Origin of the sequence: Acinetobacter sp. CFCC 10889 (assembly GCF_003268395.1) — a bacterium.
GTDB lineage: Bacteria > Pseudomonadota > Gammaproteobacteria > Pseudomonadales > Moraxellaceae > Acinetobacter.
This window is the reverse complement of the sequence record NZ_LQXQ01000043.1, coordinates 1-13073: the sequence shown is the minus strand read 5'-3', so window position 1 is coordinate 13073 and position 13073 is coordinate 1. Positions and strand designations below refer to the sequence as shown.

The 13073-nt window shown below is 37.0% G+C and carries 11 protein-coding genes; 7 read left to right on the top strand and 4 right to left on the bottom strand.

Annotated elements, in window-relative coordinates; all coding sequences use genetic code 11:
• Positions 1–26: 26 nt before the first annotated feature.
• From purC to dapA, 3 genes are read right to left on the bottom strand one after another with little or no spacing between them, the layout of a single operon-like run.
• A complete protein-coding gene (gene purC, locus AVJ19_RS15040) occupies positions 27–746 on the bottom strand; it encodes a phosphoribosylaminoimidazolesuccinocarboxamide synthase (RefSeq protein ID WP_068975543.1) in 720 nt (239 codons plus the stop codon).
• A 37-nt stretch (positions 747–783) separates the two neighbouring features.
• Complete coding sequence (locus AVJ19_RS15035; RefSeq protein ID WP_111860475.1) at positions 784–1389, bottom strand: lipoprotein-34 precursor (NlpB); 606 nt, start codon at positions 1387–1389, stop codon at positions 784–786.
• Positions 1390–1401: 12 nt separating this feature from the next.
• Positions 1402–2298 carry a 4-hydroxy-tetrahydrodipicolinate synthase gene (gene dapA / locus AVJ19_RS15030; protein WP_111860474.1) on the bottom strand — a complete coding sequence of 299 codons (897 nt, stop codon included), beginning with the start codon at positions 2296–2298 and terminating at the stop codon, positions 1402–1404.
• A gap of 684 nt (positions 2299–2982) precedes the next feature.
• On the opposite strand from dapA, the gene mhpT reads away from it, so the two are divergent.
• From mhpT to AVJ19_RS15015, 3 genes are all read left to right on the top strand, one after another.
• Entirely contained in the window at positions 2983–4197 is a 1215-nt protein-coding gene (gene mhpT / locus AVJ19_RS15025; protein ID WP_111860473.1) for a 3-(3-hydroxy-phenyl)propionate transporter MhpT, read from the top strand.
• A 155-nt stretch (positions 4198–4352) separates the two neighbouring features.
• The gene (gene pncA / locus AVJ19_RS15020; protein ID WP_111860472.1) at positions 4353–4973 is read left to right on the top strand and encodes a bifunctional nicotinamidase/pyrazinamidase; all 621 of its coding nucleotides are present in this window, start codon (positions 4353–4355) and stop codon (positions 4971–4973) included.
• Positions 4974–5117: 144 nt separating this feature from the next.
• Positions 5118–6077 carry a bile acid:sodium symporter family protein gene (locus AVJ19_RS15015; protein WP_111860471.1) on the top strand — a complete coding sequence of 320 codons (960 nt, stop codon included), beginning with the start codon at positions 5118–5120 and terminating at the stop codon, positions 6075–6077.
• A gap of 74 nt (positions 6078–6151) precedes the next feature.
• Here AVJ19_RS15015 and AVJ19_RS15010 read toward each other — a convergent pair whose 3' ends face one another.
• Positions 6152–6619: a DUF523 domain-containing protein gene (locus AVJ19_RS15010; protein WP_111860470.1), complete on the bottom strand. Its 468-nt coding sequence runs from the start codon at positions 6617–6619 to the stop codon at positions 6152–6154.
• Between the two features lie 610 nt (positions 6620–7229).
• Here AVJ19_RS15010 and AVJ19_RS15005 point away from each other — a divergent pair.
• The 4 genes from AVJ19_RS15005 to AVJ19_RS14990 form a co-directional block, all read left to right on the top strand.
• Positions 7230–8765: a TolC family protein gene (locus tag AVJ19_RS15005; protein WP_111860469.1), complete on the top strand. Its 1536-nt coding sequence runs from the start codon at positions 7230–7232 to the stop codon at positions 8763–8765.
• A complete protein-coding gene (locus AVJ19_RS15000; RefSeq protein ID WP_111860468.1) occupies positions 8762–10891 on the top strand; it encodes a type I secretion system permease/ATPase in 2130 nt (709 codons plus the stop codon). The genes AVJ19_RS15005 and AVJ19_RS15000 overlap by 4 nt, the downstream gene beginning before the upstream one ends.
• Positions 10888–12114: an HlyD family type I secretion periplasmic adaptor subunit gene (locus AVJ19_RS14995; protein WP_111860467.1), complete on the top strand. Its 1227-nt coding sequence runs from the start codon at positions 10888–10890 to the stop codon at positions 12112–12114. The genes AVJ19_RS15000 and AVJ19_RS14995 overlap by 4 nt, the downstream gene beginning before the upstream one ends.
• 506 nt (positions 12115–12620) lie before the next feature.
• On the top strand, positions 12621–13073 hold a 453-nt coding region (locus AVJ19_RS14990), incomplete at its 3' end, for a BapA/Bap/LapF family prefix-like domain-containing protein (RefSeq protein WP_162626626.1).

Here is a 13073-nt window from a genome sequence, read left to right as displayed (position 1 = left end):
TTTTGTGAAGAATCAAACTCTAAAAATTAGATGTCTGAAAGATCCACACCAATACGTGCAGCAACTTCTTCATAAGCTTCAACTACACCGCCTAAACCTTGACGGAAACGGTCTTTGTCGAGTTTTTTCTTAGTATCTTTGTCCCATAAACGGCAACCATCTGGAGAGAACTCATCACCAAGCACGATACGGTCATGGAACACACCAAATTCAAGTTTAAAGTCAACAAGAAGCATGTTGCCTTGAGCAAACAAGTCTTTAAGTACGACATTTACTTTTTGGGTAAGTTCTTTCATTTGAGCCAATTGTTCAGCATTCGCCCAACCTAAAGCAATCGCTTGAGATTCGTTCACCATTGGATCGCCTAAAGCGTCATCTTTGAAGAATAATTCAAAAGTAGGTGGAGTAAGTTCTAAACCTTCTTCAACACCTAAACGACGGCATAATGAACCTGCTGCATAGTTACGCATTACGCACTCTACAGGAATCATTTGTAATTTTTTCACTAAAACTTCAGTTGGAGAAAGTAGTTTCTCAAAGTGAGTTTCGATACCAGCCGCAGCCAATTTTTCCATGATAAAGGCGTTAAAACGGTTATTCACCTTACCTTTACGATCTAGTTGCTCTATTTTTTCACCGTTAAATGCTGAAGCATCGTCACGGAAAACTAGAATTAGATGATCTGCGCTATCTGTTTCATAAACGGATTTCGCTTTACCAGTATAGAGCAAGGTTTGTTTTAACATGGGGGAACCTTTTGCAAAAAAAAATTGCCTAGAACGACTAGGCTGGCCAGTTTTGGTATATCTGGGTTAATACTTCTGCAGCGATCTCTTTATCTGCAAAAGTATTGTTTGCATTAAACAAAGCAATGGTATTGCTTGAACCCACAGAGCTAAGTTTTAAAACATAAGTGATGTCATCTCGTTTAAATGTGACTTCAGTCGCATTTTTACTTTCACCAACAACCTTATAATTTAAGCTACTGAGAGTGGCTAATGCATACTGCCAAATTATAGCAGAATCTCCATCAATTTTAAGCAATGGATTACCATTTCCATCGGTTAAAATTTGCGGGCGTGCTACGGTTGCAGCAGTATTTGTGCTCTGTTGAGCTGCATTGGCTTGTGTAGACTCTGGACGAGGTACGTCATAGCGGTTGCCTCGCTTATTTTCAAACTTTGGTGCGTGTTGAAGTGCAAGCGGGTCAACCACTGGAGCAGGATACAATGGCGTTGCTGGTCTAACGGTTGTACCTTCAGGGTATTTAAGCGTTTCAACATGGGTTGTATCTTTGTAGTCCAAAGAACCATTTTTGATTCCAAGTGAACTACAACCCGCTAAGCTTAAAGCTGATAGGGCAAGGGTTAAACCAAAACGTAATTGCATAATACTAAGCTCTTATTTAATGATACCCGCTGCTTTGAGTTCTTCACGCAGAGGAGTACGGTATTGTTCTGCAAGCGGAGTTAATGGTAGGCGAATACCTGTACCAATTAATTCCATTTCATGGAGTGCCCATTTCACTGGAATTGGGTTCGATTCACAAAATAGAATATTGTTTAATTTTGCAACTTGCGCATCTTTTGCTTTTGCTTCAGCAGTTTGACCTGCAAGTGCAGCAGCACAAAGTTCACTCATGATCTTTGGTGCAATGTTCGCAGTCACAGAAATATTCCCTTTTGCACCGACAGCAATGAGGTCACATGCAGTTGCATCATCACCTGAATACACCACCATGTTTTTGCCTTGAAGTGCATCGATGAGTTCTTTGCCACGAGGTACATCACCAGTTGCATCTTTGATGCCGATAATTTGAGGAATTTCTGCTAAACGAACAGCAGTTTCATTGTGCATATCGACACCAGTACGACCCGGTACGTTATACAAAATAATTGGTAAATCAACAGCTTCTGCTACAGCCTTATAATGTTGAAATAAACCTTCTTGCGTTGGCTTGTTATAATAAGGTGTTACAAGAAGAGCGGCATCTGCGCCGAGCTGTTTTGCTTCTTTGGTGAGTTCAATCGCTTCAAGTGTTGAGTTTGCACCAGTACCGGCAATAATGGGGATACGTTTATTGGCAACACGAATAATTTCTTTAATTACTTCTGCGTGTTCTGCCACGCTAAGAGTAGAAGCTTCGCCAGTTGTGCCGACAGCAACAATACTATTAGTGCCTTGTTCTATGTGCCACTCAACGAGCTTCTCAAGACCCTTCCAATCTACGCTGCCATCTTCTAACATTGGGGTGACAATTGCGACAATTGAGCCTTGAATATATGCTTGCTGAGTCATTTTGAAAAAATATCCTATTTATCCATTCACTACGTATGGAATATACAATGAGAATGGTTGCGTATTTTGATTTGAGCAAAAAGCAATCAATTAAATTGCATAATGCTTATGCAAATTATGACTGATTCAGCGAATGAGAACAATATGCTTTAGTCAAAGCAGTGAAAAACTTTATAAAAAGCAACAAATACAACACATTTTTAGGTCTTTAAAATATCTACAGCTTTTTAAGCTTGAAACTTTATAAAGTAGTAAGAGGTATAAATTTTATTGTCATAATCAGATTTGGGTTTGTTTTATGCTGTTTTAGCTGTGAAAATCTTTGTTTTTAAGATGAAATAGTGATTATACAAGATGATTTTTAAATTAAAGAGCTGTATTCGCTCAAGATTAAAAAAGGATTTTTTTAGGTTGAATGATCGTTTTTTTATATATTGAATTCACGATCTCGTTCTTGCTAGGTGAGAATGCTGCAAAAAAATATTTAAATGGCAACATTTTTTCCTTTTGTTTATTCATAAGTAATTGGTTTTATGACTATATACAGCCTATATTAAAATGATATTTTTCCAGTTTTTTACGAACACGCTATTATTTTTATAACACTTATTGATAGTTATTCCCTCGACAGTTGTACGGGATGATGCCGCACTTATTCCTTAGTAGCATCGATCAGGATTTTCAATGATAGCGCAATCCCATACACCCGATAAAAAGCATGCCACGATCACTGTACTCATCTGTTTTTTGATTGCGGTGATTGAGGGTTTAGATATTCAAGCAGCAGGGATTGCCGCGGCAGGGATTCGTGAACATTTTGCTTTAGACAGTTCACAGCTCGGTGTGTTTTTTAGTGCAGGTATTTTGGGGTTGTTGCCAGGTGCATTGATTGGTGGGCGTTTTGCAGATCGTATTGGACGTAAAAAGGTACTGATTTGGTCTACAGCTATTTTTGCAATTTTTACTTTATGTACAGTATGGGTGAATAGTTTTAATAGTTTATTGATTGTGCGTTTTCTAGCAGGGGCAGGTTTAGGAGCTGCTATGCCGATTTTGATTACTTTGGCATCAGAAGCTGTTTCTCCTGAAAATCGTGGTCGTGCTGTGGGCTTGATGTATTGTGGTATGCCTGTTGGTGCTGCGATTTTATCATTGGTGGCAAGTACCAGTTTTGGTGCAGAGTGGAAAAATATTTTCTATTTGGGTGGTTTGTTGCCGATCATCGTGATTCCAATCATGATTTTATTTTTACCAGAGTCTAAAGAGTATTTAAAAGCACAAGAAAAAGTTGACACAGTTGAGGCAACACCACAAGCATCTTTTAAAGATTTATTTAATGCACAAAATCTCACACGTACCATCCTGATTTGGGTAAGTTATTTCTTTACTTTGATGGTGGTATACATCATGTTGAGTTGGTTACCATCATTGTTTACAGAACTTGGCTTTACACGTAAAGAGGGTGCGACAGCGCAGTTTTACTTCATGTTAAGCGCAACGGTGGGTACTGTCATTTTAGGAATGTTGACGGATCGCTGGAAAAAAGCCTATGTGATTACTTTAATGTATGGCGGTATTTTGGCAGGTTTATTTGCTTTAAATGCTGCGAGTTCATTAACACAAATGTATCTTGCATCAGCATTGGTTGGAGCTTTTGTGATTGGTTGTCAGGGTGTGTTATATGCTTTTGGCAGTATTGTGTATCCAACCGAAGTGCGTGGTACGGGTGTGGGGATGGCTTCTGCGGTGGGACGAATCGGTGCGATGCTTGGACCAACGATTGCGGGTCAATTACTTGCAGCAGGTTTTGGTGCAGCAGGTGTGATTTCTGCTGCAATCCCATGTATTGTGATTTCAGCAATATTTATGTTGATTTTAATTCGCTGTTTAAAAGCTTAAGTCTATGATTTAATCCGCTTTTGTTTTGAATAAAACTCGCAGTTATGCGAGTTTTTTATTGTCTACATTTCTTGAAAATCAGTATGTGCTGCAATTCACGCTGATTTTTACGATATGTTAAAGTGGCATGAAACAGGATTTTTAAGATAAATACTATGCAAAAGAATTCAGCACTGATTGTGGTCGATGTCCAAAATGGATTTACTTCAGGGGGAAATCTAGCGGTTGCCAATGCAGAGCAAATTATTCCTTTGATTAATCAGTTAATTGAAAAATTCGACAATGTCATTTTGACACAAGATTGGCATCCCCAAAATCACATTTCTTTTGTTGAAAATCATATTAATAAACAAGCCTATGACACGATTCAGGTCGACTATGGCACTCAAGTTTTATGGCCAAGTCATTGTGTACAGGGCACACAAGATGCAGACTTTCATCCTGATTTAAATACCAAAACTGCACAATTGATTCTACGTAAAGGCATGAACGCTCAGATTGACAGTTACTCTGCTTTTATAGAAGCGGATCGTAAAACGATCACAGGTTTGGCTGGTTATTTAAAAGAGCGAAAAATTGATACAGTCTATATTGTTGGTATTGCAACAGATTTTTGTGTGGCGTGGTCGGCAATGGATGCAGCAAAATTAGGTTTTGAAACTTATGTGATTTCAGATGCGAGTAAAGCCATTGATGTGCAAGGTTCATTACAACATGCATGGCAAGAAATGTTAGCACAAGGGGTTAAACGCACAATATCTAAGCATATTCTATAGTCAGAAAATTATTCAACGAAAAATGCTGTATTTCATTTTAATCAGAAAATGGAATGATGTATTGTGCTGTAGTTTTCAATATATTTTTGCTGAATATATTGGGTAAATTGGGTTTAAAAAGACCATGAATAAGGGATGATTTTAATGACAGCATTTTTGCGCTTTACCCAATTTGTTCAAAAAACCTTTGCTTTATGGGTGGTACTTTTTGCAGGCATTGCCATGCTTGCACCAGAGGCTTTTGTGTGGCTGAAAACTTATATCACATGGATGTTGGGCATCATCATGTTTGGTATGGGAATGACCATGACCGTGAATGATTTTAAAGGCGTTTTACAAAGCCCGAAGGCTGTATTTATTGGGGTTTTAGCACAGTTTATTGTAATGCCAAGTTTGGCTTATCTCTTGTGTAAATTATTTCAATTACCTGCTGAAATTGCAGTGGGGGTAATCTTGGTGGGATGTTGTCCTGGTGGCACAGCGTCAAATGTGATTACTTATATGGCAAAAGGCAATACAGCATTGTCTGTGGCATGTACATCAGTTTCTACTTTACTTGCACCGATTTTAACTCCAGCGATTTTTTATCTATTGGCAAGCCAATGGTTGAAAATTGATGCTGCTTCAATGTTTATGTCTATTTTACAAGTGGTATTATTTCCGATTATTTTGGGGCTGATCGTACGTTCATTATTAAAACAAAAAGTAGAGCAATATATTCAGGTGATGCCTCTGATTTCTGTAGTGGCAATTGTTGCTATCGTCGCTGCGATTATTGCTGGCAGTAAAGCTGCAATTTTACAGTCTGGTGCTTTGATTTTGGCAGTCGTGATTTTACATAATGGCTTGGGTTATCTACTTGGTTTTTGGGCAAGTCGTTTTTTCCAATTACCGTATGCTGACTGTAAAGCTGTTGCTATTGAAGTGGGAATGCAAAATTCAGGTTTAGGCGTTGCTCTAGCTGCTGTACATTTTGCTGCATCACCTGTCACTGCTGTACCGAGTGCAATTTTTAGCTTATGGCATAATATTTCAGGTCCTGCTTTGGCGACCTATTGGGCGAGTAAAACAACGGAAGATTTAGAAAAGAAAATAACATCATGATGGTTTTTAGAAATAGACGGAGCACATTTTGTGCTCTTTTTTTATATGCTCTTTTGATAGATGAATGTGCTGCTTTATTTATGTGTAAATGAATTGAGAAATTCATTTTCAGTCATCACAACAAAACCATGTTGTTGAAGTAAAGCAGTGGTTACACCAACCCCTTGAATTTTTTGTCCTGTAAATGAACCATCATAAATGGATGTTGATCCACAAGATGGACTGTTGGACTTTAAAATGACATGAGTAACTTGATGCCGTTGTGCGAGAGCCAATGTTGCTTGAGCACCGCGTAGGAATTCAGCGGTGACATCTTGCTCTGTTGAGGTCATGACTCGTGCTGTTCCCGCTAATACATTCACACCATCCCCGCCTTGAATTTCTGCTGCTAAACGAGGTGTTGATAGACCACCTGTAACCTCAGGGCAAATGTTCACTGCTTGTTGTTGTTCTATTAATTGTTTGAGTCGTAGCTGTAAACAATTTTTTGCATCGTAACGAACATTTTCACCGACTAAGCAAGCACTGATTAAATATTTCATAAAATGTCTATTTTATTTAATTTGAAAATAAAGCTTATGATCAATATATTGCCAAACATGTTGTTTTATTACCATGCTGTATCATGAATACATTTAATAAAAATGTATTTAAAATAAATAATTATCTTAAATTAGAACAATTTCTTGAAAAAATAATAAACCATAAATTTTTTCAATACCTCAAATGGTAGATATAAATAATTTTTGAGTAAAGTATTCTGATGTATTTAGAATGGTTTAAGGTGGATGATGAAATTTCTATTAAATAAATAAACATTTGTTTTTCTATGATTTTTGTCACATTTTTTACGATAAGTGTTGTTTGGTTTGAAAAAGGACATTTTAAAGTCTGATAATTTTTAAACGCTTGGGTTTTATTTTAATCAATTTGTGATTTAATCGGTGAGATTCTGCTGAATTGATTTTTAAATTGATAATCATGATATTGATTTCGATGTTAGGGTTTCTCGGCTAAACTGTTTGCAAAATTGAACTGTAATCAGAAAAATCCTTTTTTAATTTTTTGGTGGGTGTGTAATATTACATCGAAAAATGTTGAAGATTTAAGCATTGCAGAGCATTCAATATTATTTCTAGGTACAGTTTACACATGTGTAAAGCGAAATATCTCACATTTTCTATTAAAAAATTGAATACTTGTATTGGGCTGAGTTTGTGTTTAAACAGTATGGTTTATGCGGAGACGAAACAAGGCTATTTTCAAGATATTCAACAAAGTATTGGTAGTTTAATTCGTCCTAAAACTGATGAGTCTTTTAGTACGGTACAATTTAGTCAGTTGTCAAATTTCCAAGTTGAACCTGATCCTATTTACCAGCAATTGCCTGTAGTGGGGGCAAGTACTGAGGTTGGCGCTACAGCATTTAGCACAGCAACGAATCATGCAGAAGTGCAAGGGCGTTTGAGTTTACAAGATGCTGTACAAATTGCCGTAAAGCGTAATCCTGTGATTTCTCAGGCATTAGCAAATTTGGCAGCACAAAATGCCAATATTGATGTGGCGAAAGCGCAGTATTATCCGCAGCTTCAAGCGGGTTTAAATACAGGTGATTTTACTTCGAGTGATCGTGGTCGTCAGTTATATACTATTGAAGCCAATCAACTACTTTATGATTTTGGCAAAGTTAAATCCAGTGTTGATACGCAGAAAAATAAATTAGAAGCAGAACAAGCCAATGTTTTGTTGAATATTGATGAGATTTCGACAGAAACAGCACGTTCGATTATTGCAGTATTACGCTATCGGGTGTTGTTGAATATCGCACAAGATCAGGTTAAGGGCGTCAGTCGTTTGCATGAAATTGCACGTTTGCGTTCTGAGGCGGGAATTAGTAGCTATGCTGATCCTGTACAAGCGCAAAGTTATGTCGAATATGCCAAAACATATTTATTGACACAGCAAAATAAGTTACGTCAAGAAGAACAAAAGCTGAGAACTTTGCTTGGCTTTGATGTCAGCCGAACAGAATTTATCATTCATGATGAATTCTTAAAAAAATCAGATTTGTATCGAGCACCACAATTAAATGCTATTCCGAGCATGATCGCTGCTCAAGCAGAAATAGAAGTTGCCAAAAGCCAGAAAAAGCAAACTGAATTGAGTCGTTATCCGACTGTGTCATTAACTGCTTCTTTAAATCAGGCATTGAATGGTAAAAATCCGAATACAGGTAAAAAAGATGATACCGATAGTTCGATTGGTATTTCGATGAGTAGTAATTTTTATCAAGGTGGGGCAGTCAGTTCGCAGATTCGTTCGGCAACTTATGCAGAACAAGCTGCACGTTCTAAGCTTAATGCAGCGTATTTAAATATCATGGATTCTAGCCAAATTGCCCGTGAAAATATTGAAAATATGGACAAGCAAATTTGGGTGTTGATTGATCGTGAGCGTTCAACTGCAAAAACCCGTGAGTTGTATGAAGAACAATATAAATTGGGCAAACGTTCAATTTTAGATTTGTTGAGTTCTGAGCAATCTTTCCATAGTTCTCGTGCTGAACGTGAATCTGCTCGCTACGATATTTATGACACGCTGGCAATGTATATCAATGTAGTGGGTAAGAGTCGAGATATTTACCAACTTAATAATACAAAAATTCAAGGGTTTGAAGTACAGCAATGAACCAGACACTCAATTATCAACCTTGGCTACAAGCCATTTTAACGGTTGCCCAGCATTATCGTATTCAGCCTTCAGAAGAGCAGATACGTTTACAATTGGATTGGAATAAATATCAGAATATTGATGATTTATTGCAAATCGTCACCAAGCAATTGGGTTTGAATTATCGCCGTGCTGATTTTTCAACAGATGTACTGAACCCTTGGCGTTTACCTGTGGTCATTGAGTTTAAAGATGGTCAAGTGGCTGTGATTGAGAAAGTTGATCAGCAAGGTAATGCCAGTTTGCAGCTCAGTGGTGATCAGGGTTTATCACAAACATTTGATCTAAAAGCATTGCAGGAAAATGCCAAACAGGTTTTTATTTTTCGACCTGAAAGCTCTATTCCCGATGCACGTGTTGATGAATACATTAAGCCTTATGAGCAAAGTTGGTTCTGGGATATTGTCCTCAAAGATTGGAAGCGTTATACCGATATTATGGTTGCATCCATGGTGGCGAATATTTTGGCATTGGCAACCATTATCTTTTCGATGCAAGTCTATGACCGTGTCGTACCTTCACAGTCGATTCCAACTCTGTGGGTATTGGCTGGAGGTGTGTTGATCGCAGCCATTTTCGAGTTTACTTTGCGTGTAGCACGGGTGTACTTATCGGATATTATTGGTAAACGTGCTGATTTAAAAATATCAGATCGTGTCTTCGGGCATGCTTTGCGTATTCGTAATAAAGACCGCTCTAAATCTACAGGTTCTTTTATTTCGCAGATTCGTGAGTTGGAAGGTGTACGTGAATTAGTGACCTCGACAACGATTAGTGCGATGGCTGATTTACCATTTTTCTTATTGTTCCTTGCGATTTTTTGGATCATTGGTGGCAATCTATTTTGGGTGATGTTGGTTGTTGTCCCTTTAATGATTATTCCAGGTTTTTTGGCGCAGAAAAAACTCGCACAACTTGCACAAGAAGGGATGCGTGAAGGCGCAATTCGCAATGCGATTTTGGTTGAGGCAGTACAAGGCATTGAAGATATTAAATTATTACGTGCTGAAGCAAGATTTCAAAACCAATGGAATCACATGAATGAAGTGTCTGCGGACATCAGTATGCGTCAACGTAAAATTACAGGTTGGCTCAATGCTTGGACGCAGAAAATTCAAGGCTTAACCTATGCCATTGTGGTATTGGTTGGCTGTTTTGCAGTGATGAAAGGGGATATGACCACAGGTGCATTGGTGGCATGTTCGATTTTATCATCACGAATGTTGGCACCTATTGCACAAATTACAGGTGTATTAGGACGTTGGCAGCAAGCTAAAGTGGCGAAGCAGGGTTTAGATGAATTAATGAAAAAACCTGTGGATCGTCCTGATCGTGCGCAACTGATTCATCGCAAAGTAATTTTAGGTGATTATGAATTTAAAGGTGTGATGTTTAAATATACTGAAGATGATCCTCGTCCATCTTTGGTGATTCCTCAGCTGAAAATCAATGCAGGTGAGAAAATTGCGATTTTAGGTCGTAATGGTGCAGGTAAATCAACTTTATTACAGCTTTTGGCAGGTATGCAAATTCCTGAGCAAGGCAAAATTAGTCTTGATGGAGTAGATCAATCGTTGATTGATCCTGATGATATTCGCCGTGATATGACCTTATTGAACCAAAATGCACAACTTTTTTATGGGACGATTCGTGAAAATTTGACCTTGGGTGCACCTTTAGCAACCGATCAAGACATTCTCAATGCTTTAAAAATTACCAATGCGCTTGACATTGTAGAACAGAAAAAAGAAGGTTTGGATCATATTGTTTTAGAAGGTGGTGCTGGTTTTTCGGGTGGTCAACGCCAATCGCTATTATTAACACGTTCTATTTTGCGTAATCCGAATATTTTACTGCTTGATGAGCCTACTGCTGCACTGGATGATGTGTCTGAACGTAGTTTGATTGAACATTTAAAGCAATGGGCGGCACATCGTACCTTGATTGTAGCGACCCATCGCCCTGCGGTATTGCAGTTGGTCGATCGTATTATTGTGATTCATGATGGAAAAATTGTGAAAGATGGTCCTCGTGATGAAATTTTGAATCCTCGTCAAAATAATGCAGGAGGTACTTCAGCATGAGTTCACAACAACTTCCTGAAAAATCAGGAACAGATTTAGATCATTTACAACGCCCAAGTAATCCATCGGCTTTGAAATTTTCCGAGCCACCCTTACCAAAAGCCAGTTTTGTGATTTGGATTGTTGCGATTGGCTTGGCTGCTTTTATTGTTTGGGCATGCATGTTTAAACTAGAAGAAGTTTCAACAGGTACAGGTAAAGTGATCCCATCATCGAAAGAACAAACGATCCAATCTTTGGATGGTGGTGTGGTGACTAAGCTTGAAGTCAAAGAGGGTGATATTGTTGAAAAGGGGCAAATCCTTGCACAAATTGATCCGACTCGTTTTGAATCACAAGTTGGTGAAAGTCTAACTAAATTACGTGCGATGCAAGCAACGGCAGCACGTTTAGAAGCTGAAGTGAATGGCACACGCCTTAGCTTTCCAAAAGAAGTACGTGATATTCCTAATTTAGTGAATGAAGAAACCGCACTCTATACCTCTCGACGTTCAAATTTGGAGGAGTCGATCACAGGCTTACGCCATGCCTTGTCTTTGGTGCAAAATGAATTACAGATGACAGAACCTTTGGTTGCAAAAGGTGCTGCATCAGAAGTTGAAGTATTGCGCTTAAAACGTGATATTAATAATTTTGAAAATCAAATCAATGACAAGCGTAATGATTACTATGTGAAAGCACGAGAGGAACTTGCTAAAGCAAATGCTGATATTAAGTCTTTACAACAAGTGGTAACAGGTCGAAATGACTCAGTCAAACGTTCAATTTTTTATGCACCAGTTCGTGGTGTAGTCAAAGAATTGGCAATTACAACCATTGGTGGTGTGATTCCGCAAAATGGTAAACTGATGACTTTAGTGCCTTTGGATGAGAAATTACTCATAGAAGCACGTATTTCACCACGTGATATTGCATTTATTCACCCTGGACAAGCCGCTTTAGTCAAAGTTACAGCATATGACTACTCAATTTATGGTGGTTTGGATGGTAAGGTTGTGGTGATTTCACCTGACACCATTCGTGATGAAGTGAAACAAGATCAATTTTATTATCGTGTTTATATCCGAACGGATGTAGATAAATTGGTGAATAAAGCAGGACAAAGTTTTGCGATTACACCTGGTATGGTAGCAACTGTTGATATTCGTACAGGTCAAAAAACCATTATGGAATATTTATTAAAACCATTTAATAAAGCTCAAGAAGCGTTGAGAGAAAGATAAATACAGCATTGTATTTTGATTAAAATAAAACCAGTATTTATACTGGTTTTTTATTATGTAATTAAAATAATAATTATAGTTGTAAATAAAATATGAGATATGATTTTATATAATACTACGAATAATGATATGGTATAATATTAACCAATATTATGTGATTTAAATCACAAAAAATAAATGTAAATAATTAATCAAATCATGAGTAAGAATATTTTAATTAATAATTTAATATTTCTTAAATACGTATATTTTTCATGCAATTGTATAAAAATAAGCCATTGTTTTTTATTAATAAAAATAAAAAATTACGAAAAATAATTTAGTTTATTTTGTAAATAAATCATGCATATTTTTTAAAAAAAATAAATATTAAAAAGTATTTAAATGATAGTTTAGTATAAATAAATATGTATATTTTTTAGGTGATTTTAAAATAAAAATTACATGCTAGTATTTTAAATAGTATTGTTTTTAATCAGTGTTTAACTGATGGCGGTGAGAATAAAATGACAGATACATTAAATAAAATGGAAAGCACATCAATTATTTCTAAAAATACAGGAAATATATCAAAATTTGATACTCTTGATCTGGTTTTAAATGAACCATCAGTGGTTGTTTTGGAACATAGCAAAGACGAAATAAAAAATATTGCAAGAGATGGTGATAATTTAATCATTACACTCAATAATGGTGAAGTGATTAAAGTTGAAAACTTTTTTTCTTTAGATAATAGTTTAGTTTTAAAGAATAATGGAGAATTACTGTGGGCGCAGTTTAGTGATTTAAATAATGTCACTTTGGCTACAGTGAATTATGTTGGGATTGAGCAGGTTGAACCTTTACTGTATGACAATGAGTCCAGTGTATTGCCTTTTGTTGCTGGCGTGCTTGGTGCAATTGGTACAGGAGTCGTGATAGCGCATGATTCATCAAACAATGGCAAAAATAATGATCAA